General features: G+C 67.5%; 22 protein-coding genes and 1 pseudogene. 8 read left to right on the top strand and 15 right to left on the bottom strand.

The window, feature by feature from the left end; all coding sequences use genetic code 11:
• Positions 1-4: 4 nt before the first annotated feature.
• Positions 5-1,255, bottom strand: a complete 1,251-nt coding sequence (locus LCF40_RS05260; protein WP_380683943.1) for a LeuA family protein — start codon at positions 1,253-1,255, stop codon at positions 5-7.
• 273 nt (positions 1,256-1,528) lie between these two features.
• Here LCF40_RS05260 and LCF40_RS05265 point away from each other — a divergent pair, with 273 nt between their 5' ends.
• Positions 1,529-1,831: a DUF5779 family protein gene (locus LCF40_RS05265; protein ID WP_114577993.1), complete on the top strand. Its 303-nt coding sequence runs from the start codon at positions 1,529-1,531 to the stop codon at positions 1,829-1,831.
• Between the two features lie 18 nt (positions 1,832-1,849).
• On the opposite strand, the gene LCF40_RS05270 is transcribed toward LCF40_RS05265, so the two are convergent.
• A complete protein-coding gene (locus LCF40_RS05270) occupies positions 1,850-2,536 on the bottom strand; it encodes a VOC family protein (protein WP_224827655.1) in 687 nt (228 codons plus the stop codon).
• 90 nt (positions 2,537-2,626) lie between these two features.
• Between LCF40_RS05270 and hisB the strand changes: the two genes are divergently transcribed.
• The 3 genes from hisB (at position 2,627) to LCF40_RS05285 (ending at position 4,428) form a co-directional block, all read left to right on the top strand.
• A complete protein-coding gene (gene hisB, locus LCF40_RS05275; RefSeq protein WP_224827656.1) occupies positions 2,627-3,220 on the top strand; it encodes an imidazoleglycerol-phosphate dehydratase HisB in 594 nt (197 codons plus the stop codon).
• Between the two features lie 67 nt (positions 3,221-3,287).
• A complete protein-coding gene (gene trpY / locus LCF40_RS05280; RefSeq protein ID WP_224827657.1) occupies positions 3,288-3,791 on the top strand; it encodes a TrpY family transcription regulator in 504 nt (167 codons plus the stop codon).
• 16 nt (positions 3,792-3,807) lie between these two features.
• Positions 3,808-4,428, top strand: a complete 621-nt coding sequence (locus LCF40_RS05285; RefSeq protein WP_224827658.1) for an IMPACT family protein — start codon at positions 3,808-3,810, stop codon at positions 4,426-4,428.
• 6 nt (positions 4,429-4,434) lie between these two features.
• On the opposite strand, the gene LCF40_RS05290 is transcribed toward LCF40_RS05285, so the two are convergent.
• Genes LCF40_RS05290 through LCF40_RS05300 form a run of 3 tightly spaced genes read right to left on the bottom strand, consistent with a single transcriptional unit; the run spans position 4,435 to position 8,907 of the window.
• Positions 4,435-7,134 carry a TRAP transporter permease gene (locus LCF40_RS05290; protein ID WP_224827659.1) on the bottom strand — a complete coding sequence of 900 codons (2,700 nt, stop codon included), beginning with the start codon at positions 7,132-7,134 and terminating at the stop codon, positions 4,435-4,437.
• Positions 7,131-7,682: a DUF1850 domain-containing protein gene (locus LCF40_RS05295; RefSeq protein WP_224827660.1), complete on the bottom strand. Its 552-nt coding sequence runs from the start codon at positions 7,680-7,682 to the stop codon at positions 7,131-7,133. The genes LCF40_RS05290 and LCF40_RS05295 overlap by 4 nt, the downstream gene beginning before the upstream one ends.
• 13 nt (positions 7,683-7,695) lie before the next feature.
• The gene (locus LCF40_RS05300; RefSeq protein WP_224827661.1) at positions 7,696-8,907 is read right to left on the bottom strand and encodes a TAXI family TRAP transporter solute-binding subunit; all 1,212 of its coding nucleotides are present in this window, start codon (positions 8,905-8,907) and stop codon (positions 7,696-7,698) included.
• Between the two features lie 127 nt (positions 8,908-9,034).
• Between LCF40_RS05300 and LCF40_RS05305 the strand changes: the two genes are divergently transcribed.
• Positions 9,035-11,113, top strand: a complete 2,079-nt coding sequence (locus LCF40_RS05305) for a S9 family peptidase (protein ID WP_224827662.1) — start codon at positions 9,035-9,037, stop codon at positions 11,111-11,113.
• Between the two features lie 232 nt (positions 11,114-11,345).
• Positions 11,346-12,646, top strand: a pseudogene (locus LCF40_RS05310) (RNA-guided endonuclease InsQ/TnpB family protein).
• 76 nt (positions 12,647-12,722) lie between these two features.
• On the opposite strand, the gene LCF40_RS05315 reads toward LCF40_RS05310, so the two are convergent.
• The 8 genes from LCF40_RS05315 to ahaH form a co-directional block, all read right to left on the bottom strand.
• Positions 12,723-14,195: a V-type ATP synthase subunit B gene (locus LCF40_RS05315; protein WP_224827663.1), complete on the bottom strand. Its 1,473-nt coding sequence runs from the start codon at positions 14,193-14,195 to the stop codon at positions 12,723-12,725.
• A 1-nt stretch (position 14,196) separates the two neighbouring features.
• A complete protein-coding gene (locus LCF40_RS05320; RefSeq protein WP_224827664.1) occupies positions 14,197-15,960 on the bottom strand; it encodes an ATP synthase subunit A in 1,764 nt (587 codons plus the stop codon).
• Positions 15,957-16,331, bottom strand: coding sequence for a V-type ATP synthase subunit F (locus LCF40_RS05325; protein ID WP_114577984.1), 375 nt, complete (start codon positions 16,329-16,331; stop codon positions 15,957-15,959). Before LCF40_RS05325 ends, LCF40_RS05320 begins: the two co-directional genes overlap by 4 nt.
• On the bottom strand, positions 16,328-17,380 hold the full coding sequence (locus LCF40_RS05330; RefSeq protein WP_114577983.1) for a V-type ATP synthase subunit C: 1,053 nt from the start codon (positions 17,378-17,380) through the stop codon (positions 16,328-16,330). Before LCF40_RS05330 ends, LCF40_RS05325 begins: the two co-directional genes overlap by 4 nt.
• Entirely contained in the window at positions 17,377-17,958 is a 582-nt protein-coding gene (locus LCF40_RS05335; RefSeq protein WP_114577982.1) for a V-type ATP synthase subunit E, read from the bottom strand. The genes LCF40_RS05330 and LCF40_RS05335 overlap by 4 nt, the downstream gene beginning before the upstream one ends.
• Before the next feature lie 19 nt (positions 17,959-17,977).
• Positions 17,978-18,262, bottom strand: a complete 285-nt coding sequence (locus tag LCF40_RS05340) for a hypothetical protein (RefSeq protein ID WP_114577981.1) — start codon at positions 18,260-18,262, stop codon at positions 17,978-17,980.
• Positions 18,263-18,507: 245 nt separating this feature from the next.
• The gene (locus LCF40_RS05345; protein WP_224827666.1) at positions 18,508-20,808 is read right to left on the bottom strand and encodes a V-type ATP synthase subunit I; all 2,301 of its coding nucleotides are present in this window, start codon (positions 20,806-20,808) and stop codon (positions 18,508-18,510) included.
• Positions 20,795-21,127 (bottom strand): ATP synthase archaeal subunit H, encoded by a 333-nt coding sequence (gene ahaH / locus LCF40_RS05350; protein WP_114577980.1) that lies wholly within the window; start codon positions 21,125-21,127, stop codon positions 20,795-20,797. The genes LCF40_RS05345 and ahaH overlap by 14 nt, the downstream gene beginning before the upstream one ends.
• A 126-nt stretch (positions 21,128-21,253) precedes the next feature.
• Between ahaH and LCF40_RS05355 the strand changes: the two genes are divergently transcribed.
• Entirely contained in the window at positions 21,254-21,874 is a 621-nt protein-coding gene (locus LCF40_RS05355) for a methyltransferase domain-containing protein (protein ID WP_224827667.1), read from the top strand.
• A gap of 6 nt (positions 21,875-21,880) precedes the next feature.
• Here the strand turns inward: LCF40_RS05355 and LCF40_RS05360 are convergent, their stop codons facing one another.
• Both LCF40_RS05360 and LCF40_RS05365 read right to left on the bottom strand, forming a co-directional pair.
• A complete protein-coding gene (locus tag LCF40_RS05360; RefSeq protein WP_224827916.1) occupies positions 21,881-22,345 on the bottom strand; it encodes a type IV pilin N-terminal domain-containing protein in 465 nt (154 codons plus the stop codon).
• 162 nt (positions 22,346-22,507) lie between these two features.
• Positions 22,508-22,852 carry a DUF7344 domain-containing protein gene (locus LCF40_RS05365; protein ID WP_224827668.1) on the bottom strand — a complete coding sequence of 115 codons (345 nt, stop codon included), beginning with the start codon at positions 22,850-22,852 and terminating at the stop codon, positions 22,508-22,510.
• Positions 22,853-23,027: 175 nt separating this feature from the next.
• On the opposite strand from LCF40_RS05365, the gene LCF40_RS05370 reads away from it, so the two are divergent.
• Positions 23,028-23,483: a DUF5810 domain-containing protein gene (locus tag LCF40_RS05370; protein ID WP_224827669.1), complete on the top strand. Its 456-nt coding sequence runs from the start codon at positions 23,028-23,030 to the stop codon at positions 23,481-23,483.
• Positions 23,484-23,502 lie beyond the last annotated feature (19 nt).

Below are 23,502 nucleotides of genomic sequence, written 5' to 3' on the forward strand. Positions count from 1 at the left end.
GCATTCAGGCCCGCACCCCCTCTCGCTTCCTGATCCCCTCGTCGTCGGCAAAGCGCTCCAGGTCGGCGACGGTGACCTGGCGCTTCTCGGCGCCGAAGTCCTTGACCCGCCGGGTGACCGCCCGGACCTCCTCGTCGGTGGGGTCGTACCCCTGCTCGCGCAGGCGTTCGCGCACCGAGTGGGTGCCCGTGTGTTTGCCGAGGACGAGCCGGCGCTCGGCGCCGACCATCTCGGGGGTCATCACGCCGGGTTCGAACGTGTCGGCGTTCTCGATGACGCCCGCTGCGTGGATCCCGCTCTCGTGGGAGAAGGCGTTCGAGCCGACGACCGGCTTGTTCGAGGGGGTCGCGACCCCGCTCTTCTCGGCGACCATCTCCGAGAGTTCGGTGATCCGGGTCGTGTCGATCCCCGTGTCCGTCTGGTAGAGCGACTCGACGGCCATCACGTACTCCTCGTAGGCGGCGTTACCCGCGCGCTCGCCGATCGAGTTCACCGAGACCTGGGCCTGCTCGGCCCCGGCCTCGATCCCCGAGAGCGCGTTCGCGGTCGCCAGCCCGAAGTCGTCGTGGGTGTGGACGTCGATCCGTGCGTCGGTGTGGGCGACGATCTTCTCGATCAGGTCATAGAACCGCCGCGGGGTGGCGACGCCACACGTGTCCGGAACGTTGATCCAGTCGGTTCCCGCCTCGGTGACCGCCTCGACGGTCTCGAGTAAGAACGCCTCGTCGGTCCGGGTCGCGTCCATCGGCGAGAACATACACTCCGCGCCCGCCTCTTTGACGCGTTCGACCGACTCGACTGCGCGCTGTACTACCTCCTCTCGGGTCGAGTGCATCGAGTCCTCGATCTGGACGTCGCTGGTGCTGGCGAAGACGTGGACCAGTTCGACGCCCGAATCCAGCGCCGCCTCGACGTCTCCCTCGACGACGCGGGCCAACCCGCAGGTCGTCGTCTGTGTCGAGGAGGCGATGTCGCGGACCGCCTCGAACTCCGCGTCGGAGTTGACGGGGAACCCGGCCTCGATGACGTGGGTTCCCATCTCGTCCAGTAGTGAGGCTATCTCGCGTTTGTCGTCGTAGGAAAACGACGTTCCCGGGGACTGCTCGCCGTCCCGCAGGGTCGTATCGAACACTCGAGCCGTCTCGATCTCCTCAGTGGAGTCTAACGTGCCCTGGAAGAACTCGACCGCCCTGAGGGGTCTCAGAGCCGGTGTCTGGTGTAGACATCGTGTCCCATCCGAGGAGCGACGACGTATATAAACCTGACGCCAGGGCGGAGCTCGGAGGGCGGCCTCACGCCGACCCGCCCGCGCGCTGGCCGAAAACCGCACGAGGTAAACGCCCTTCCACACTGGGTATGTCCTTATACTGTGCGTCACAGCGAGGCCGCGTGGCGACCCGGCCCGTGAAAATATCGGCTTCGATCCGGTGAATCGAACAGTTCGGGCCCTCGCGCGCGGCCGCCGAGTGGACGTTCGTCCGCCTCGCCGGAGCCGAACGCTTTTCTCGGCGCCAGTCGATCCACGCCCATGAGCGGGTTCGACCTCGACCTCGAACGGGTCGAAGACGAGATCGATTCGGCGACCGACCGCGAGGACGACGGCGACGCGAACGTCGTCCTCGGCGTCCTCGACGGCACCACGCCCGACGAGGAGTGGCTCGAGACCGTCACCGAGGGTGCCGTCCTCGTCCTCGCCGTCGACGGCGACGTCAACGAACTGGCCGCGGGCTTCGCCCGCACGGTCAAGGAATCGGGCGGGGAGCTGGTCCACTTCCGGGGCTTCCTGATCGTCTCCCCGCCCGGCGTCGACGTCGACACGAGCCGGCTCTGATCGGCCCCACGCCGCCGATCACGCCCGGACGGTGAGGTGGTGGCCGTCGGGGTCCCGGACGACCAGCCGATCCTCGCCCCGGTCCGTACGGACGCAGCCGTCGGTGGCCGAAACCGCGCGTTCGACCGCCGCGAGGTCCGTGGTATCGAACCCGAGTTCGACGTGGACGCCCCCGCGGGCGTCGGCGATTCCTAGCTGGGGCTCCCAGAGTTCGAGCGCCATCGGCCCCGCCAGACGGACCCGCCGTCGCTCGCTCCCGCGATCGACCGGGTCGAACCCCAGCGCGGTGTAGAACGTCTCCGCACGTTCGAGCGATTCGACCTCGAGAACGACCTCGAAGATCCCGTCGATTCCGGGCCCGGAGACGTCACGCTCGCCGAGTTCGACGCAGTTGCCGTCGGGGTCGTAGCAGTAAAGCGACCGTGCAGACCCGAAGCGCTCCTCGTGGAGAGCGAACCGAGCGGAGAGGCGATCCCACCAGCCGTCGTACTCCGTGCGAGGAACGGAGAACGCGAAGTGGGTGTGGAGTCCCCCACGAGGGACCCCATCGGGTCGGCGGACGACGACCTCGGTGGGCCCCGCATCGAACCGAAGCGCCCGGTCGGTCGCCTCCCCCAGCGGGAGGTCCAGAGCGTCCGCGTAGAAGCTGCGAGCCGGATCGAGGGACTTCGCCTCGAGGCCGAGCCGGGCGAGGTCGGTGAGCATTTCGCGGGGGTACTCCCTCCGCGATAATAAGGATGGGCAGCGCCCTCCCCCGAGCGCAACCGCCTTGTACCGCCCGCACACACTCCCGCTATGAGCGAGCGTACGGCGACGGTGACCCGCGAAACAGCCGAGACGACGATCGACTGCCGGCTCGCGATCGACGGCGAGGGCGAGGCCGAGATCGACACCGGGATCGGCTTTCTCGACCACATGCTCACGTCCTTTGTGACCCACGGCCTCTTCGACCTCGAGCTCTCCTGTGAGGGCGACCTCGCGATCGACGACCACCACACCGTCGAGGACTGTGCAATCGTTCTCGGAACTGCCATCGACGAGGCCCTCGACGACCGGGCAGGGATCGTTCGCTTCGCCGACCGGCGGGTCCCCCTCGACGAGGCGGTCGCGAGCGTCGTCGTCGACGTGGGCGGGCGGCCCCGGTTTTACTTCGAGGGCGAGTTCTCCCAGGACGCCGTCGGCGAGATGGCAAGCGACATGGCCAGACACTTCGCCGAGTCGTTCGCGATGAACGCCGGAATCACGCTCCACGCCGAGGTCGACGGCGAGAACGCCCACCACGAGATCGAGGCGCTGTTCAAGGCCATAGCCCGGACGGCCGACGACGCCACTCGGATCGACGACCGCCGGGAGGAGGCCCCGAGCACGAAGGGGACGCTCACGGAATAAGGCGGCGAGCGTCGATCACCGGCGACCACCGTCAATTATACCGCGGCGGCCGTATAGCCGCCCAGGAATGTTCGACGAGATCATGGAGAAGTTCGAGGGGTCCCCGAGCCAGCAGGCGGTCATCCGTCTGTTGCTCGAGCGGGGCTTCTCGGTCAACGACGAGGGCCGGGTGGTCTCGGGTGGGATCGAGATCCCCAACACCGGGATCGCCCGCGAGATCGACGTCGACCGGCGGGTCGTGGACTCGACGACCGACGTCATCCTCGCCGACCCCGAACTGCGCCGGATCTTCCAGAACATCTCGCAGGTGCCCAGCCTGATGGATCTCGCGCCCGTCCTCGATCTGACGGTGCTCTCGATCGAGGTCGCCGACGCGGAGGCGAAGGGACTCGTCGCCTCCGTGACCGGGACGCTCGCCAACCACGGCGTCTCGATCCGCCAGACGATCAGCGAGGACCCCGAGTTCACCGACGAACCCCGCCTCTATCTGGTCACCGACCAGGAGATCCCCGGCGAGCTGATCACCGCGCTTCGGGACCTCGAGTTCGTCCGGAAGATCGAGCTCCAGTGAGCGGTCGGTGGCTCCGATGAGCGAGCCCTACAGAACCGTCGCGGACGAAGCGACGACGAGGTTCGTCGTCTCGGGTTCGGAGTTCGTCGGACACGTCCGGCCCGTCGGATCCGTCGATGCCGCCGAGACGTTCGTCGCGACGGTTCGAGAGGAGTACGACGACGCGACCCACAACGTGCCCGCCTACCGGGTTCGGGAAGGAGGTGCGGACGGCGGGATCTTCTTGCGGGAGTATTCGAACGACGACGGCGAGCCCTCGACGTCGGCGGGCAAACCCGCACTCTCCGTCCTCGAAAAGCGCGGCCTCGAGAACGTCGCCGTCGTCGTCACCCGCTACTACGGCGGGACGAACCTGGGCGTCGGCGGACTCGTCCGGGCGTACTCGCGGGCGGCCAGCGAGGCCGTCGAGAGCGCGGGCGTCCGCGAACGGTGGCCCCACGACCGACTGGTGGTCACGACGACGTACGACGATTCGGGGACCGTCCGGGGGGTGATCGAGAGCGAGGGCTACGACTTCGACGCGGAGTATGCCGAGGAGGTAGGGTTCGAGGTCCGCGTCCCGGTGGCGGAGCGGGAGGCGTTCTGCGATCGCCTCCGGAGCGCGACGGGCGGGCGCGTGGAGATCACGCGGGGCTGACGACGGTCAGCCGTCGACCGGCGCCGCCGGCTCGGGAGCCGAATCGGGCTCGCGGCGGCGGTTGGCGACCGAGAGGCCGACGAGGGTCACGAGCCCGACCGCCCGAAGCGAGACGGTGATCGAGAAGATCGTCAGCAGCGACGGGATCCCGAATAGCCCCAGGACGGCCTCGGCGACCAGCAGCGGGATCTCCGGCACCATGAGCGCGATCGAGGCGGCCGCGTAGCCCGCCCGCTCGAACCCCGTCGCCGGGGCGTACTGGTAGCCGATAATCGTCACGCCCAGCGCGTAGACCCCGAGGAAGGTGCCGGCGATCGGAACGACGACCTCGGGGAGGAAGTAGCCGACTTCGGCCACCGACTCCCAGCCGATGACGCCCCACTCGCCCTCGCGCTGGCGGAGGAACATGATCCCCGGCGAGAAGACGAACGCAAACGGGACGAGCACCTTGTTCAAGGAGAGCAGGAACGCCGTCACTGCCGTCTTCATCTCGTCGGCCTTCGCGACGCCCGCGCCGGCGAAGGCGGCGACGGCGACCGGCGGGGTCACGTCGGCCATCAGCCCGAAGTAGAGGATGAAGAGGTGGCCCGCGAGGATCGCGATCCCGGCGTCCCTGATCGGCGCGCCGAGCATCGCGACGAGGATGATGTACATCGCCGTCGTCGGCATCCCCATTCCGAAGATGATCGATGCGACCCCGGTCAGGACGAGCAAGAGGAGCATCGACCCACCGCTGACGGCGTCGATCAGCGCGGCCAGGTTCGGCCCCAGCCCCGTGACGCTGATGATCCCGGGGACGACCCCCGCGGCGGCGACGGCGACAACGACCGTCGTCGCGGTCCTGGCGCCCGACTCCATCGACTTCAACACGAAGGTCCCGAAGCGGTAGGCCATGTTTCCGGCGAGGGCCGGCCGACCGATGGCCGCAGCCGAGTGTTCGGCCGCCGACTCGACGCTGTCGTCGAACTCGAGCAACGGGCCCGGTGAGCGGGGGCGAGCGAGCAGGAAGGCCAGAGAGACGAGGACCGCGATCGTACCGAGGTCGCCCGCGGCGGCGGTCGCCGCCTCGCCGACCGGAAAGCTCTCGCCTGCAGCCTCGAGGCCGGCGCCGACCCGGATCGCGGTGATGATCCCGCCACCGACGGTCACGAGGGTGGCGACGGTAGCGGCGTAGAGGGTGACGATCGTTCCCACGAGCGGGACCCGCGTCCGGTCGTCGTAGGCGGCGACGACCGCGAGCAGCGCGACGATCGAGACGATCGTGTACCAGCCCGAGCGGTTGATCGAGTACCGCGCGATCACCAGGAAGTAAACCAGGAGCACGAGCGGGATCAGGTAGAACCAGCCCGTCCGGAGCGCCGAGCGGACCGCCGGCAGCTCCTCGCGTGGGAGCCCGCCGATCCCCCCACGGACGGCCTCGAAGTGGACCATCACCCACATCCCGAAGAAGAAGGCGATCGCGGGCACCGTCGCCGCGACGATCACGTCGGGGTAGGGGGTCCCCGTGATCTCGACGATCAGGAACGCGGCGGCGCCCATCACCGGCGGCAGCATCTGACCGCCCGACGACGACGAGGACTCGACGGCCCCCGAGAACTCCGGCGTGTAGCCCGACCGCTTCATCAGCGGGATCGTAAACGCCCCCGTCGTCACCGTGTTGGCGATCGACGACCCCGACAGCATCCCCATGAAGCCACTCGAGACGACGCTGGCCTTCGCCGGCCCGCCCTTGCGGGTCCCCGTCGCCGAGTACGCGAGGTCGATGAACCACTTTCCGGCGCCGCTCATCTCGAGGAACGCCCCGAAGAGGATGAAAACGTAGATAAAGCGGACGCTGACCGTTACGGGCGTCGAGAAGACGCCGGCCTCGACGTTGTACCAGAGGTTGAAGACGATGTTCGCCCACGTGTCGGGCTGGATCGCGAGCGGGCCGACGACGGAGTCCCGTGGGATGTAATGGCCCACCTTGGCGTAGACGATGAAGGAGGCCACGAGCGCCATCAGGAGCGGGCCGAGGGTTCGCCGCGTCGCTTCCAGCACGAGCAGGACCCCCAACACCCCGAGGGCGAACGCCCACGAGGCCTCGCCGAGCGGGATTCCGACCGCCTCAAACGCCGAGACCAGCGGCGAGAGCACGGGGTACATCTCGCCGACGCTCTGGGTGTCCCCGAACCGACGAACGGCGATCTGGCGGATCTCGTCGAACTGGGTCGTCATGTAGTGTGCCGGAAGGACCGCGAGGACGATCAAGACGAGATCGACCGGCGCGACCCGGTTCATGTCGGGATCGAGCACCGCCCACCGGACGAACGCCCCGGCGCGGGCGACCGCCCGCGTCACGGGGTGGCCCTCGCCCAGGCGTTCCCGGGCGGAGGGCTCGACGCGACCGAGCCGCCGGACGAGAGTCCCCTTGCCCCGGCTCGCCGGAAACAGCAGGAAGGCGAGGACCAGTGCGAAGCTGACGTGGATCGCGTTGACCTGGAGCTGCTGGAGGGCGACCAGCCGGACCTCCCCGAGCAGGGGCAGGGTTGCCTCGAAGGTCGTCCCCCGGGCGGCGATCCACAGCTGAAAGGCCGAAAAGGCGATCCCGACGGCGGCAACCGCGACGAGCGCCGGTCCCCGCAGCGTCCGTCGGCGGGTGACCTCCGAGAGAACCTCCTCGCGTTCCTCCTCGGAGAGCCCCTCGTCGGCCGGATCGGTGCTCACGGCCCCCCACTCCCCGCTCGATCGGTGGCGGACGAACTCATACCGGCTCCGAGGGACGCCCCCGACAAGAAGGAACCGGCTTCGACGGTGATCGCGACCGATCCCTCCGCATCGGTGAGGTCGTGGCGCTCGCCGTCGACGACTAGCTCGTGGCCGGCGACGTCGCTGGGAGCGACCGTAAGCTCGGTGAAACGTTCGTCGCTATCAACCGCGTAGCCGTCCTCGATCCGGTAGACGCCGTCGGTCGGCAGGCCAGCGCCAAACGAGGAGAACTCGGTGCGCTCCATCCGGAGGGCCTCCCCCTCGACGACGTAGACGTCCCGGACCGGCGTCTTCTCGACGCTGTGGGTGTACGCGAGGACGACGCCGTCACCCTCGGAGACGGCGAGTTCGAGAAAGGGGTCGCCGCTCGCGAGGTCGGTTACGACGAGGTGGTACTCGTCGCCCGCGACGGCGACGGCGGTCGCTCCCGCGGCCACGACCGCCCCGCCCGCGAGGAGGTGCCGGCGGGTGAGCCGGCTCCCCTCACCGTCGTTCGACTCGCTCACGTCCGTCGAGTGACTACTCGAAGTAGGCTTCGGCGCCGGGATGGAGGTCAATCGGCATCCCGTCCTGGGCGCTGTCGGCCGAGATGTTGTCGGACTCGATCGTGAGGTCGCCGGTGTTCTCGAAGATCGCCTCGGTGACCGCCTCGACGATTCCCTCGTCGACTCCCTCGTGGGTCGCGATCATCGCTTGGACCGAGACGGTCTCGACGTCGTCGTCGATCCCGTCGTAGGTGCCCCCGGAGACGGTGTCGTCGGCCATCCACTGGGCGTCCTCCTTGATCGTCTCCCGGACGTCCCCGCTTACCTCGACTAAGCCGATCTCGTCGGTCGTCGCGAGCTCCTCGACGGCCCCGACGGGCGCGCCGCCGACGACGAACGCCGCGTCGACATCGCCGTCGCGGATCTGGTCGGCCGCCGTCGCGAAGTCGGCGTTCTCCTCGTCGAAGTCTCCCTCCCCGATGCCTGCCGACTCGAGGATCTGGAGGGCGTTGACCTGGGTTCCGCTGCCCAGATCGCCGGTGTTGATCGTCCGGCCCTCCAAGTCCTCGAGGGACTCGACGTCCGAATCGCCGGGCGTGATGACGTGGATCGTCTCGGGGTACAGCGTCGCGACCCCCCGGATGGTCTCGATGGCCGCACCCTCGAACTCCTCTAACCCCGTCCCCTCAAAGGCGAAGTAGGCGACGTCGTTCTGGATCAGCGCGAAGTCGGCCTCCTCGCGTTCGAGAGCGCCGACGTTCGCGACGCTCGCGCCCGTCGACTGGACCTGGAGTGCGTGGGGGGTGTTCGCCTCGACGATCGACTTGAACTCGCCCGACAGCGGGAAGTAGGTGCCGCCGGTGCCGCCGGCGTGCCAGGAGAGGACCTCGCCCCCCTCCTCGGCTTCCGCGTCCTGAAACTCGTCCTCGGAGAGTTCCTCTTCTTCTCCGTCGCTTTCGTTGCCGTCCTCGGACTCGTTTCCGTCCTCGCTTTCGTTGCCGTCTCCGGTCCCGTTCCCGCTTCCGGTCTCGTTGTCGTCTGCAGTCTCGTTGCCGTCCGCTTCTTCCTCGGTCTCCTCTTCGGTTTCCTCGTCCTCCGTGGCGTTCCCATTGCCGTTTCCGTTTCCATTGCCATTGCCGTTTCCGTTGCCGTCGGTCGCGTCCTCGCCGATACAGCCGGCGAACGCCGCGAATCCCGTCGTTCCCGTCGCCGCGATGAAGTGTCTCCGGTCTATCTTTCGGACCATAGTCCCGGATAGTCCTCCAGGGTGATATAGCTTCCACGTCGATGAACGTTCGTGAGAAGCGGAATTCGACGACTGGCGCTTCCCGGCCGACCGGAACCGATAGGTGGACCGCGCTGCGAGCCCGCCCATGAACAGGATCGAGGCGAGCCACTACCGCGACCTCGCCGGCGCCGAGGAGCCACGTCTCTCCCCCGACGACGAGCGGGTGGCGTTCGTCCGCACGGAACCCGAGGACGACAAGACCGTCGCGGCGACGATCCACCTCGCGGAGCTCGCGGGCGACGGCGCCCGCCAGTTCACCGCCAGCGACGGGAGCGACTCCCAACCCCGGTGGCATCCCGACGGCGATGCCCTCGCCTTCTCGAGCACCCGCGGCGAGGGCGAGCGCCCCCAGGTGTGGCTGCTGCCGACCGACGGCGGCGAGGCTCGCCAGTTGACCCGGGTGGTCGGCGGCGTTTCGGACCTCGAGTGGAGCCCCGACGGCACCCGCCTCGCGTTCACCCAGCGGGTCACCCCCGAGGACCGCGAGGAGGGCCGCGACCTCGAGGTCGATCCCGACTACGAACGCGAGCCCCCGGACCCGCGGGTGATCGACCGGACGATCTACCGGGCCCACCGGGAGTACGCCGACGGCCGCCGCCGGCACGTCTACGTCGTCGACGTCGAGGCCGCACTCAACGACGACCGCAAGGAGGCGATCGGCCGGATCACCGGCGGCGACCGCGACTACGCGGCGCCGACGTGGGGTGGCCCGGAGACCCTCTATTATGCGAGCAAACACCGCGACGCCGACGATCCCGACGACTCGATCCGCCACGAGATCTACGACCACGACCTCGGCGGGGAGCCCTCGATTCTAACGGAAACCACGGGCTGGGAGGTCGGCCTCGAGGCCACCACCGACGGTCGGGTCGCCTACACCTACACCCCCAAGAAGCGCGCGACGATGCGCCAGACCGAGCTTCGGGTACACCATCCCGACGGCGAGGAGACCACCCCGACCGAGGCCGTCGATCGAACGCTTGCGGTCGGTTTCGAGTGGGGCCCAGAGGAGGAACGGCTCTACTTCGGGACCCCCGAGGAGGGCTCGGTCGTCCTCCGGTCGGTGCCGGGCGACGCGAGTGCCAAGCCCCGGACGGTGGTGGACGGAACGACCCTCGAATCGTTCTCGGTCGGGACGAACGCAGTCGCGACGGTCGAAAGCGAGTGGGACCACCCCGGCGACGTCTTCGTCTCGACGCCCGGGGGTGCCGAACGGCGCCGGCTGACCCGGATCAACCGGGAGTACCTCGACGGGCGGGCGGTCTCCGAGCCCGAGGAGGTGTGGGTCGAGGGCGAGGCCGGGCCGATCCAGGGCTGGGTGCTGACGCCCCCCGACTTCGACCCCGACCGCGAGTACCCGCTCGTCGTCGAGATCCACGGCGGCCCCCACGCCCAGTGGACGACGGGCGGGTCGACGTGGCACGAGTTCCAGACGCTGGCCGCCCGTGGCTACGTCGTCTTCTGGTCTAACCCGCGGGGCTCGACTGGGTACGGCGAGGACCACGCGATGGCGATCGACCGCGACTGGGGCGCGATCACGTTCGCGGACGTCATAGCGGGCACGGAGGAGATCGCGAGCCGGGAGTACGTCGACGAGGACGAACAGTACGTCACCGGGGGGAGCTTCGGCGGGTTCATGACCGCCTGGGCGGTGGGCCACACCGACCGGTTTCGCGCGGCGGTCGCCCAGCGCGGGGTCTACGACCTCACCGGGTTCTACGGCTCGACGGACGCGTTCAAACTCGTCGAGGGCGACTTCGATACGACCCCCTGGGAGGACCCCGAACTCCTTTGGACCCAGTCGCCGGTCGCGAACGCCGACGACGTCGAGACCCCCACGCTCCTGCTCCACTCCGATCGGGACTACCGCACGCCCGCGAACACGGCCGAGCTGTTCTATCTGGGCCTCAAGAAATCGGGGACCGACACCCGCCTCGTGCGCTACCCCCGCGAGGGCCACGAGCTCTCCCGGTCGGGCGAACCCGGACACGTCGTCGATCGGATCGAACGGATCGCCCGCTGGTTCGACGGCTACTCGGAGCGCCGGGAGGTCCCACCCGCACTCGAGCGCGACCCGGAGGCAGGGCTCTCGGGGGTCGGCGAGACGGGCTCCGACGACGAGGACGGAAACAGCAAAAACGACGAAAACGAAACCGACGAATAACCGACGGTCAGCTTAATTGCAAGGCGGAGCCCCCCTTCTGCTCACGGCTTCCCCGTTCGCATGGTCTGCGGGACGGAGTCCCGCGCTATCCTCAACGAGCGCCGGAAGTACGACGCTCTGTCGCACGGAGACGCGAGTAGGGAGGGGAGGAGCCGACAGCGGACTACCGAAACCACATGACAGTGGCAGGACGCTCCCGGACGTTTACGTACCTTTGGGTTTTATCTGAGGTATGGAAGTGCGTCGAACCGCCGTCGTGAAACTCGCCGTTTCCGACGAGCAGCGCGACGCACTCCACCGAACCACCAAACAGTATCTGTACTGTGCGAACCGAACCAGCGAGTTCTGTTGGTCGAATACCTCGTTCACCGAGTGCAAGACCAACAAACGGCAGGTTCGGGACGCATTGTACGCCGACCTCCGCGAGGAGACGGACTTGCAGGCACAACTCGTCCAAGCCGCCATTCGTCGCGGCGTCGAAGCCGTCAACGGCGTTGTCGAACGGTGGAAGAAGGGCCAACGCATCTCCCGTCCGACGTTCACCGCCGAGACGATGGACTACGACACGCGAAGCGCGACGTTCTCCCGCAACAAGGTGTCGCTGGCAACTGTTGAGGGCCGGGTCGAACTTCCGTTCGTGTTGCCGTCGGACAGCCCGACGCCGTACGAACGGTACGCGCTCTCCGAGGACTACGAGTTCCGCGAGAGTACACTCCGGTACGACTCGGTGACCGACGAGTTTTACCTGCACCTCTCGACTCGGCGGTACGAATCGGGCGACAACGATGTCGAGGTTTCGGCAGATACCGAGCACCAGACGGTCCTCGGTATCGACCTCGGCGTCAACAGCCTTGCGGTCGCTTCGACCGGCACGTTCTGGCAGGGCGACGACTACGATCACTGGTGTCGCGAGTTCGAGAAGCGGCGTGGTGAGATGCAACAGCGCGGGACGCAAGCCGCGCACAACACGCTGCTTCGCCTCGGCAAACGCGAAGAAGCGTGGCGAAAACAGACATCCACACAGTCGCCACCGAGATCGTCACCGAAGCCGTTGAGAACGGATGTGACATAATCGCGTTCGAGGACCTGGCGGACATCCGCGAGCGGCTTCCACAGGCGAAGTGGCACCACGTCTGGGCGTTCCGCCGCCTCTTCGAGTACGTCGAGTACAAGGCACCCGAACGCGGCGTCATGGCCAAGCAGGTTGCACCGAACCACACGTCTCAACGCTGTTCTCGGATGGACTGTGGGTTCACGAACGAAGCGAACCGCGACGGCGAACATTTTCACTGCCAGAAGTGCGACTACGAGGTCAACGCAGACTACAATGCGGCGAAGAATATCGGGCTCCGATACGCTCGGAAGCGAACACACAGACTCCGTTCCTCGCCCACGTCGGGGGGCGGAGACGTCTTGGAAAGCGGAGCTTTCCAATGGTCAGGAAATCTTCAATTCCCTTCGACACCAGTAGACGTGCGTGTGAATGGTGGGACAATGAACGGCGAGAGTTACCGGCCTATTGCCGGGGACTGATTGCCGGGAGTCCACATCAAAGCCCCACCCGCAGGGAGCGAGCGGGAAATCCCGCGAGCGAGCAGGGTGGGGTAGTTTACTCCGCGGTCGCCTCAACCTGCTCGCCGATGTCCTCGCGGTAGTGTTCGGCGATGAGCTCCTCGTCGATCCGGTTGAGTTGCTCCTTGGGCAGTGCCGAGAGCAGGTCCCAGCCGATCTCCAGGGTCTCGTCGATCGAGCGGTTCGAGTCGAAGCCCTGGTCGACGAACGTCTCCTCGAAGCGGTCGGCGAAGTCGAGGTACTTGTTGTCCGTCTCCGAAAGCGCCTCGCGGCCGACGATGTTCACCAGGTCCCGGAGGTCTTTCCCCTGGGCGTAGGCGGCGAACAGCTGGTCTTTGACGTCGGCGTGATCTCCACGAGTGAGTCCCTCGCCGATCCCGTCGTCCATCAGCCGCGAGAGGCTGGGCGAGACGTTGATCGGGGGCTTGAACCCTTGGGAGTTGAGCGCGGGGTCGACGTAGATCTGGCCCTCCGTGATGTAGCCCGTCAGGTCGGGGATCGGGTGGGTGTCGTCGTCGCCCGGCATCGTCAGGATCGGGATCTGGGTAACCGATCCCTCCCGGCCCTGAATCCGACCCGCCCGCTCGTAGAGCTGGGCCAGGTCGGTGTACATGTAGCCGGGATAGCCACGCCGACCAGGCACCTCCTCGCGGGCTGCGCCGATCTCCCGCAGTGCCTCACAGTAGTTGGTCATGTCCGTCAGGATGACCAGGACGTGATACCCCTCCTCGAAGGCGAGGTATTCGGCAGTGGTGAGCGCCATCCGCGGCGTCACCGTCCGCTCGACCGCGGGGTCGTCCGCGAGGTTCATGAAGACGACCGACCGTTCGAGGGCACCCGTGCGCTCGAAGTCGTCCATGAACTCGTTTGCCTCCTCGGCGGTGATGCCCATCGCGCCGAAGATGACCGCGAACTCCGAGCCCTCGTCGTCGGCTCCCTCGCCGAGTTCGCCGTCCTCGTCGCTGCCGGGCTCGTCGGTCGCCTCGTCCTCGGCCGCTTCTTCGGGCACAGTCGCCTGGCGAGCGATCTGCATCGCCAGCTCGTTGTGTGGTTGGCCCGAACTCGAGAAGATCGGGAGCTTCTGGCCCCGGACGAGGGTGTTCATCCCGTCGATGGCGGAGACGCCGGTCTGGATGAACTCCTCGGGGTACTCCCGGGAGTAGGGGTTGATCGCCGCGCCGACGATGTCCTCTCGCTTGTCCGGAACGATCTCGGGACCGCCGTCGATCGGGTTCCCCGAGCCGTCCAGGACTCGCCCCAGCAGGTCCTCGGTGACGGGCATCTTCATCGTCTCGCCCAGGAACCGAACCGAGGCGTTGCGGTCGATCCCGCCCGTTCCCTCGAAGACCTGGATCGAGACGAGCCCCTCGCTCGACTCGAGGACCTGGCCGCGCAGCGTCTCGCCTTGCTGGGTCTCGATCTCGACGATCTCATCGTATCCGACGGGCTCGTCGACCTCGGCGAACACCAGCGGACCGCTGACCTCCGTGATAGTCTGATACTCCTTCATGTTAGTACAGCTCCCTGAGTTGGCTCTCCATGTCGTCCTCCAGGTCGCCGATGAACTCCTCCCACTCCTCGGCGACGCCCATCCGGTTGAGCTGGGGTGCGGCATCGATGCTCGAGATCTCCTCGACGGGGACACCGGCATCGAGCGCCGAGAACGCCTCGTCGCTGAACGTCCGGATCGCCTGGAGCATCCGGTAGGTCTTCTCCGGTGAACAGAACGTGTCGGTGTCGTGGAACGCGTTCTGCTGGAGCCAGGCCTCCCGGAGATAGCGTGCGACCTCGAGGGTCAGCTGCTGGTCTTCGGGCAGGGCGTCCTTCCCGACGAGCTGGACGATCTCCTGGAGTTCGTCCTCCTCGTCCAAGACGTCGATGGCCCACTGACGGACCTCGGGGTAGTCCTCGGCGACGTTCTCCCGGTACCACGGGTCCAACTGGTCGCGATACAGCGAGTACGACTCGTTCCAGTTGATCGATGGGAAATGGCGTTTCTCCGCCAAGTCCGAATCGAGCGCCCAGAACGTCTTGACGATACGGAGCGTGTTCTGGGTCACCGGCTCCGAGAAGTCCCCACCGGGCGGCGAGACCGCGCCGATCACCGAGATCGATCCCTCGGTGCCGTTGATGTTCTCGAACTTGCCGGCACGCTCGTAGAACTCCGAGAGGGAGGCCGCCAGATAGGCGGGATACCCCTCCTCGCCGGGCATCTCCTCCAACCTCGAACTGATCTCGCGCATCGCCTCGGCCCACCGCGAGGTCGAGTCGGCCATCAGCGCGACGTCGTAGCCCATGTCACGGAAGTACTCCGCGAGCGTGATCCCCGTGTAGATACACGACTCGCGGGCCGCGACGGGCATGTTCGAGGTGTTCGCGATGAGGCAGGTCCGGCTCATCAGCGGCTTGCCGGTCTGTGGGTCCTCGAGTTCGGGGAAGTCCTCGATGACCTCCGTCATCTCGTTGCCGCGCTCGCCACAGCCGACGTAGACGACGATGTCCGCGTCCGACCACTTCGCGAGCTGTTGTTGGGTAACCGTCTTCCCGGAGCCGAAGGGGCCGGGAATCGCCGCGGTTCCGCCTTTCGCAAGCGGGAACAGGCCGTCCTGGATCCGCTGGCCGCTGACGAGGGGAACCGTCGGCGTCTCCTTGTCGACCGCGGGGCGGGCCTCGCGGACGGGCCACTCCTGGCGCATCCGGATCTCCTCTCCGGTGTCGAGGGTCGCGACGGTCTCCTCGACGGTGAACTCCCCGGCCTCGATGGAGTCGACCGCACCGCCCTCCGAATCCGGCGGCACCATCACCCGGTGGGTGATGCTCTCGGTCTCGGGAACCTCGCCGATGACGTCGCCGGCCTCGAGTTCGTCGCCCTCCGAGACGGTGGGCGTGAACTCCCAGGTCGCCTCTAAGTCGATCCCCGGGGCGTCGACCCCGCGGTCGAGGAAGGGCGTTCCCATCTTCGACTCGAGGACGTCGAGGGGGCGCTGGACGCCGTCGTAGATGGAGTCGAGCATCCCCGGGCCGAGGTCGACCGTCAGGGGCTCGCCCGTGTTCTCGACGGGCTCTCCGGGTCCGACCCCGGAGGTTTCCTCGTAGACCTGGATCGTGGTCAGGTTGCCTTCGATCTCGATGACCTCGCCCATCAGCCCTTCGTCGCCGACGTAGACGACGTCGTTCATCCGGGCGTCGAGGTCCGTGGCGGTCACAACGGGGCCGCTCACGCTGTCGATGATGCCGTCCTCGCGGACGGTTTCGGTGTCTGTTGCCTGGCTCATGTTTCGGTTGGGTCCGCGTCGGCGTCCTCGTCCATCAGGTCGATCCCGATCGCGCGTTTGATCTGTTCGCGGAGGCCGCCCCCGCCCGCACCGCTCGTGCCGATCGTGATGACAACCGGCTCGACGCTCGTCTCGACCTCCCCTCGGACCGACCGCGAGAGGTGCTCCATGTCGTCGTCGTGCATGACGACGATGCCGACGCCGTCGTCTTCGAGTACGTTCGTGACCGCGCCGTCTAAGTCCTCCGGCTTCTCGTCGTCGGGGACGTTCTCGAAGCGCCTGACGCCCGCAAGCCGGAACCCGGTCGTGAACTCTGGGCTGCCGACGACGGCGATCTCCTGGCTCCGGTTGTCGTTCTGGCGTTGGCTCATAGTATCACGAGCTCCTCTTCGATCTCCTCCTCCGAGAGGCCGACCTCCCGCCCTCGGGCGATCGCGCGGATGTTCTCGACCTCGCGTTCCTTCGCCAAGATGTAGGAAAACACCGCCGACACCGAGACCGGGTAGACGCTCGAGAGCCGATCGGAGTACTCGAGCAGGGCAGCGTCGACCGCGTGTTCGAACGCGATCAGGCTGTCGGCCTCCCGGAGCCGTGCGAGGGCCGCATCGAGGCGGTCGCCGTAGCGCGGGTCGTCGGCGATGTGGTCGACGAGCGCGTCGTAGTCGGAGACCAGCCGGGAGAGTTCGGACCGGTCGAAGAGGACGCCGCCCTCGATGTAGAACTCCGCCGGATCGAGGTCGGCGCCGCTGCGGGCGAGCCGCAGGGCGTTTCGGGCGTTCCGGAAGTCGATCTCGGCCTGGAGGAACTCGACGTACATCGCCTCGGGGCCCTCCGTGGGCCGTCCGAGATCCCCCAACAGGTTCTCGTAGAACGCCCGATCGAGGGCGTTCTCCAGGGGAACGAGCGCGCCGGTCTCCTCGTAGTGTTCGTACGCCGAGTCGAGGGGCTCGTAGAACAGCGTCCCCTCGAGGACCTCGATGACGTCCTCGATCGTCTCGACCTCGAGCAGTCGGTCTACCGTCCGGTCGGGAAGCTCGCCCGCCCGGATGAGGTCGGTGCCGATCTCCTCGCTCGGGGTATCGGTGTAGATCCCCCGGATGATCGTCTTGACGTTCCAGACGTCGAACTTCCGGAGGTAACGGGCGATCTGGTCGTACACCCGGCCGTCGGCCCACTCCAGGAGGTCGTCGAAGTGTTTCGCCAGGTTGCGGTTCAGCGAGTACTCGATCAGGTCGACCCCCGAGAAGCGGGCGCCCAGACGGTTGATCTCCTCTTCGTACTCGTGTTCCTCCATGAACCGGGCGATCTCGCTCGGCCCCATCCGGATCAGCTTGCGGTAGTCCTCGTCGGAGAACAGGGCGTTGCGCCGCGAACGGACCCGGGCGTTGACGTACTCGGGGTTCGACGCGCTCGAACTCATTGGTCGAAGAGCCTGTCGCTTATCTCCCGGAGGTTGTCCTCCCAGACGTCCTCCAGGACCGAGTCGAACGTGTTGTTCACCCGGACGCGGGACGCCTCGCTCTCGACGACGACGCCGCCCAGACAGTCGTACTCGCCGGCATAGGCGTAGCCGGGGTAGTCGGCGAGGATCGAGTCGAGGAGCTCCTCGTCGTCGGCCCGGCCGTAGACCCGGACCGACTCGCTGCCCTCGAACTCGGTGCCCGCGGCGTCGACGAGCTCCCGGGTCAGCGCCTCCCGGGTCTCGCCGTCGAGGGCGACCAGGCGGGACTCGACGTCCTCGCGGACCTGGGCCAGGACGTCCCGGCGGGCCTCGAGACGCTTCTGTTTGGCCTCCAGCTTCGCACTGGAGAGGCGTTGTTCGCGGAGCTGTTCGATCTCCTCGTCGACCTCCGCCTCGGCGGTTTCGACGATTTCGGTCGCGTCGGCTTCGGCCTCGGCCTCGATCTCCTCGGCGCGCTCCTCGCCGTCGGCGCGGATCTCCTCCGCACGCGCGTGGGCCTCGTCTCGAATGTCCTCAACGACCGTATCCAAACTCATTGTGAGAAAGTAGTACGCGCTAGACGAAGAGCGCGACCAGCGCGAAGATCACGAGCGTCTCGGGCAGGACCGTAAGCAGGATCCCGATACCCGCCGAGATCGAGTCCTCGGCGAGCGCGCCGACGACCGCCGCGCCGATCCCTCGCTCGGCGTAGCCCGCGCCGATGGCCGCCAGCCCGATGCCGATGGCCGCCGCCGCGCCCTGCTCGATGGCGGGACCGGAGGCACCGTCCTCGGCCTGAAGTACAACGCTCTCTGCCATGCTGTTCGCCGCGAGTGCAACGTCGGGTAGAGTTTCGATCATGATTACGTGTTCCTCGTGCTTTCGTTACGGACAGTCGGTACTGACGGCACTGTGTTCATAAAGCTTCCCAAACCAACTCGCCGAATCACGGCAGAGAGTAGCTGTAGCGGGGGATCGGTAGGCATTCACACGGGTGGAGAATCGACGAACGGACGCGAATCCCGTCCGGAGTCCACCCCGGAAGAAGCCGTCCGTCGGCGAACTGCGGCGGGCGTCGGCGGCCGACGGCGAGTCCTCGCGAGCCGTCACTCCTCGCCGTCGGCCGAGCCGTGGCCGAACGGCTCGAACTTCCGGCCGCCGCCCTCGTAGAACTTCTCGAAGAACTCGACGTACTCGAGACGGATCCCCTGTAGCCCGGCGCTGGTCACACCGAGCAGGAGGACGACGATGTGGCCGACCACGAGGACGACCACGCCGACGGCTGCCGAGAGGAGGCCACCGTGGAGCAGGCCGCCGAACATGATCTCGGTCACCTCGTAGCCGTGGTAGGCAACCGTCTCGCCGGCCTCGAGCGCCCCGACGGCCTCGGAATCGGGCATGCCGCCGGTCCCGAAGTGCCAGCCGCCGTGGTCGTCGACGTAGACCCCGAAGAAGAGCATGTTGACGACGAACGCCATGCCCGCCTTCGCGAGGATGACCGCCGCGATCCGCAGGTACGAGAGGACGTCCCCGAGCACGCTGAAGCTCTCGAGGAGCCCGATGATGATCCCGAGCCCGCCGTAGTGTTTGACCTCGCCGTAGATCATCGTCACCAGCCCGATCACCGCGACCGGAACGCCGACGTACAGCCCGACGTCGGCGGGCAGTCCCGTGTAACCGAGTTCGTATGCCGCCCCGGAGCCGCTCCCGAGGGCCTCGTAGAGGAAGTCGGGTTTCACGCCGCTCGTGTGGCGGCTGAAGACCCAGGTCCAGAACCCGAGCATGAGCAGCGCCCACGAGCCGTGCTCGAGGTACGACTCGGCGACGCCGTGTTTCATGTCGTTGATGAACCCGAGCACGTAGCCGAGCGTCAGGTGGGCCAATCCGAGCAGCACGCTCACCATCAGCCACGTCTGGCTGTACTCGGCGTACGCGGGCTGGAGCCCCTTGTGCATCGGCGGCGAGCCGCCGAAGAGGACGTCTCCGAGGACGTGCATCCCGAAGACCTCCCCGTAGAGGATCCCGAACAGCATCGTGAAGCCGCCGGCCCACAGCCCGATCGCACCCAGACTGCGGACGACGTCGTCGTCGAACCGACTGTACAACAGGAAGCCGACGGTTCCGTACAGCAGTCCGTAACCGAGGTCGCCAAGCATGAACCCGAAGAACGCCGGGAACGTCAGAAGCAGGAAGAACGTCGGATCCAGCTCGCTGTACTTCGGCCGAGCGATCATCTGCAACAGGAACTCGAAGGGTTTCGCGGCCCTGGTGTTGTCCTGGACGACCGGCGGCTCGTCGTCGATCGTCACGATATCGCCCCCGGCCCGGGCCTGGCCGCCGTCGGTGGCGGCTCTGGCCGGCTCCCGTTCGGAGTCGTCGGCGGCCGGCTCCTCGGAGTCGGGACCCGACCCGCCGTTGCCGTCGCCGTCGTCGTGATCGACCTCCTCGGTGTGGGTCGGGTGGCCGTGGTCGTCGTAGTCGGCCCGCTCTAGCTCCTCGATCTCGACGCTTTCGCCGACCGCGTCGGTGACGGCGGCGACGAGGGTGTCGTACTGCTTCGTCCGGATCCAGCCCTCGGCGACGAACGCCCGATCGGTCGTCGCGAACTGGAGAGGTGCCTCCGCCTGCTGGACCTCCATCGTCAGCCGGCGCTCGAGGCCGACGAGGAAACTCCCTTCCTCGCGGGCGACCTGCTCGAGGCGCGCCTCGACGTCCTCGAGTTCGGCGTCGAGTTCCCGCCGGCGGGCGTCGAGCTCGTCGGCGTAGGCTTCGGGGCTGCGGTCGGTGTCGGGCAGTTCGTGGCGCGTGAGGTCGACGCCGACGAGCGCGTCGTCGATGACGCCGTCGCCCACCGAGTACCCCTCGGCGGGCGCGGCGACGATCGCGACGACGTCGCCGCCGGTGAACGTCTCGTAGGCCCGGATCTCCTCGCTCTCGGCGAGGGCGGCCTCGATCTCGGCTTCGGGACCGGAGACGACGCCGACCTCGACTGACCGATAGCCCGACAGGAGGTCGAGGTCGATCCCGAGATCGGCGAAGGGCTCGATCCGGTCGAGGCGGTCCTCGACCCGCCGGCGCTCGTCGCGGAGCTCGGTTCGTTCGTCGTCGAGCTCGTTGACCCGGCTCCGGACCCGTTCCAAACGTGCCTCCCGGTCCTCGACGCCCGGCTCGGGCTCGACTTCCTCGCGGTCGATATCGAGCGTGCTCTCTAGGGCCCGGACGGTGACGAGCCGTTCGGAGGCCTCGTCGGCCCCCGCGATCGGGTCGCCGTTGTCGAAGGCGGCCCAGGAGCCGTCGTAGTCCGAGAGGTGGACCTCGTTCAGCGCGTAGACCGCCTCGATGACCTCGGGCATGACCCGTTTGGAGCCGGTCACCGAGACCTTGCTCATCCGGTCAGGTCTGAGCATGGACTTCCTCCTCGAAGAGGTCGACGACGTGTTCGGCCACCTCGTCGACCCGTTCTTCCCCGCGGGAGGCGAGGGCCTCCCGCTCGCGGTCGCCCTCCGCGAGGACCTCCTCTACCTCCTGGTCGATCTCGTCGCGGGCCTCCTCGAGCCGACGCTCTTTGAGGTCGGCCGCGCGTTTCTCCGCGTCCGTTCGAATCTCTTCGGCTCGCTCCCGTGCCTCGGCGATTCGTTCGTCGCGGTCGTTCTCTGCCGTTGCGACGATCTCGTCGGCTTCCTCCTCGGCCGACGTAATTCGTTGAAGAACCTCTGGCCTCGGCATAGTCTCAGTGGGCGTGGCTTTGCGAGTGGCCTATTTGGTAGTTGCGAAAGCGCCGCGGTCGAATCCGTCGGCGCGACGCCGGGCGCGAACAGCAGACCTATCTTTCCGGGGTCGAAATCCCCGTCGATGGGTATCCTCGAGAACAAGGCTCGTGCCCGGCTGTTCTACAAGTACCTCTCGCGGGTGTACGACCGGATCAACCCGTTCGTCTGGACCGAGGAGATGCGCGCCGACGCCCTCACTCTCCTCGACTTCTCGGACGATCCGACGGTGCTCGACGTCGGCTGTGGCACCGGCTTCGCCACCGAGGGACTGCTCGAGCACGTCGAGGAGGTGTACGCCATCGACCAGAGCGAACACCAGTTGGAGCAGGCCTACGCGAAGTTCGGCAAGCGGGGACCGGTCCACTTCCACCGCGGCGACGCCGAACGGCTCCCGTTCGCGACGGACGCCTTCGACGTCGTCTGGTCGTCGGGCTCGATCGAGTACTGGCCCGACCCCGTCCGCACCCTCCGGGAGTTCCGCCGCGTCCTGAAGCCGGGCGGGCAGGTCCTCGTCGTCGGCCCGAACACCCCCGACGACCCGATCGCCCGCCGGCTCGCCGACGCGATGATGCTCTTCTACGACGAGTACGAGGCCGACCGGATGTTCAAGACCGCGGGCTTCGAGGAGGTCAGACACGCCTTCATGGGCCCTTCCTACAGCCCCGAGGTCGCGATCACGACCGTCGCGCGGGCACCCGAGTAGAGCAGTTCACGAGGCCGTCGTCTCCTCGCGGGCGATCGTCTCGCCGTCGACCGTGAGAGTGACCGTCACTCGGTCGCCGGCCGTGACTTCGGGGTCGTTGGTCCCGGCGACCTCGAGGCTGACGCTCTCGCCGGCCGACCACTCGGAGGCACTCGACCGGGCGTTGATGGGGCCCGATGGCGGTCCGTCGAACCCCGTGGTTCCGGAGAACGGGATCTCAGGCTGGTGTTCGAGGGCCTCCCCGTCGACGGAGATCGTCATCGAGAGCTCGTCGACGGCGACCGGATCGCCGGCGACGTGGTCGAGTTCGATCTCGCCGTCGGCGCCGACCTCCATCTCGAAGGCCGCGTCCGAACCCGACGAGGCGATCGGCATCGAGCCGAAGGCGACCGCGATGAGTGCGGCGAAACAGACGACGAGCGCGATAAGGAGAAGGGTCCCGACGACCAGGCTGACCCACGGCCGTCGGATGTCGGTGACACGACACTGCCTGAACCCGTCCTAGTACTTGATATTTATAGATGAAAGGAAATGCGCAGCTATACGAACGCGCTCCTCCCCTCCCTACGCTCGCTTCGCTCGCGCTTGAGGAAGGGGACTCCGCGCTACCGTTTAGGCAGATCGGCTCCCGGGCTACTGCCCGTCGGGGGCGACCAGCGAGGCGCCCCGGGCCGTCGAGTCGACGACGTCCTCGGCCTGGTGCCACTTGACCAGGCCCGCGTCCGAAAGCGCCGGCAGGTGGACGTGGCGCACCTCGATCTCGAGTGCCCGGTGGCCCGTCTCTCGCTCGAGTCGGTCTGCGACCCGGCCCGTGAGGTCGCTGACCCCGATCGGCCCCGGGGTTTCCGACAGCGCCGCCATCGCGTGGCGGCGCGCGGGCGCAGAGAGGGTATCGAACAGCGCCGGAGGGACCGACAGCCCGTCGGCACGCTGTGCGTCCAGGTCGACCGTCCCGCCGTCGTCGGATGACACCGTCATACCTAACGATTGTACCCGACCTCCAACGGAGGTGGGCCTGCGAACGCAACCGGCTTTTGAGGTCCGGGGGTCGTCGCCGATTCCGGACGGGTCGTCGGGCCTCACTCGCACGGGTTCGGTCGAGGCGTGGCGCCTGAGCCGGGCGTTTAACTGGACCCGAGCCCTCCCTCCGGCCATGGGATACGCCTGTCCGGTCTGTGACAGCACGCAGGCGGACGCCGAACACCTCGCGAACCACCTCGCGATCACGGCCTCGCTGGGCCGGGAGAACCACCGGGAGTGGCTCGCCGAGTACGCCCCCGACTGGGCCGACTGCGGCCCCGAGGAGCTCGGCGAGGTCGTCGCCGAGTACGCCCTCGAGGTCGAGACCGAGGGCCCGACGGGGGAACACTACCACGCGCCCGCGGGACGGCCGGACGTCGAGGTCGAGACGGCGCTGGCCCGCCAGAGCCGCGGTGCGGGCCGCAGCGGGGGCCGGGAGTCGCTGACCGAGGAGACAGAACGCGCCCTGGCGGAGGCCAGAGAGCTCACCGAACGGCGCCGGGAGGGCGCAAACGAGCGGAGCAAATCGGAAGAGGGCGGGGAAAGCGGCGACGGCAAGGGGACGAAAGGCGCCGAGGGGAACGGATAACGCGGAGCCGGCGGGCCGG

This window comes from Saliphagus infecundisoli, from assembly GCF_020177375.1.
In the GTDB taxonomy this organism is placed as follows: domain Archaea; phylum Halobacteriota; class Halobacteria; order Halobacteriales; family Natrialbaceae; genus Saliphagus; species Saliphagus infecundisoli.

Coding starts and splice junctions, on each gene's coding strand:
- LCF40_RS05265 (WP_114577993.1), top strand. CDS start 1,529: ATGAGCGGGTTCGACCTCGACCTCGAACGGGTCGAAGACGAGATCGAT.
- LCF40_RS05270 (WP_224827655.1), bottom strand. CDS start 2,536: ATGCTCACCGACCTCGCCCGGCTCGGCCTCGAGGCGAAGTCCCTCGAT.
- hisB (WP_224827656.1), top strand. CDS start 2,627: ATGAGCGAGCGTACGGCGACGGTGACCCGCGAAACAGCCGAGACGACG.
- trpY (WP_224827657.1), top strand. CDS start 3,288: ATGTTCGACGAGATCATGGAGAAGTTCGAGGGGTCCCCGAGCCAGCAG.
- LCF40_RS05285 (WP_224827658.1), top strand. CDS start 3,808: ATGAGCGAGCCCTACAGAACCGTCGCGGACGAAGCGACGACGAGGTTC.
- LCF40_RS05300 (WP_224827661.1), bottom strand. CDS start 8,907: ATGGTCCGAAAGATAGACCGGAGACACTTCATCGCGGCGACGGGAACG.
- LCF40_RS05305 (WP_224827662.1), top strand. CDS start 9,035: ATGAACAGGATCGAGGCGAGCCACTACCGCGACCTCGCCGGCGCCGAG.
- LCF40_RS05315 (WP_224827663.1), bottom strand. CDS start 14,195: ATGAAGGAGTATCAGACTATCACGGAGGTCAGCGGTCCGCTGGTGTTC.
- LCF40_RS05320 (WP_224827664.1), bottom strand. CDS start 15,960: ATGAGCCAGGCAACAGACACCGAAACCGTCCGCGAGGACGGCATCATC.
- LCF40_RS05325 (WP_114577984.1), bottom strand. CDS start 16,331: ATGAGCCAACGCCAGAACGACAACCGGAGCCAGGAGATCGCCGTCGTC.
- LCF40_RS05330 (WP_114577983.1), bottom strand. CDS start 17,380: ATGAGTTCGAGCGCGTCGAACCCCGAGTACGTCAACGCCCGGGTCCGT.
- LCF40_RS05335 (WP_114577982.1), bottom strand. CDS start 17,958: ATGAGTTTGGATACGGTCGTTGAGGACATTCGAGACGAGGCCCACGCG.
- LCF40_RS05340 (WP_114577981.1), bottom strand. CDS start 18,262: ATGATCGAAACTCTACCCGACGTTGCACTCGCGGCGAACAGCATGGCA.
- LCF40_RS05345 (WP_224827666.1), bottom strand. CDS start 20,808: ATGCTCAGACCTGACCGGATGAGCAAGGTCTCGGTGACCGGCTCCAAA.
- ahaH (WP_114577980.1), bottom strand. CDS start 21,127: ATGCCGAGGCCAGAGGTTCTTCAACGAATTACGTCGGCCGAGGAGGAA.
- LCF40_RS05355 (WP_224827667.1), top strand. CDS start 21,254: ATGGGTATCCTCGAGAACAAGGCTCGTGCCCGGCTGTTCTACAAGTAC.
- LCF40_RS05365 (WP_224827668.1), bottom strand. CDS start 22,852: ATGACGGTGTCATCCGACGACGGCGGGACGGTCGACCTGGACGCACAG.
- LCF40_RS05370 (WP_224827669.1), top strand. CDS start 23,028: ATGGGATACGCCTGTCCGGTCTGTGACAGCACGCAGGCGGACGCCGAA.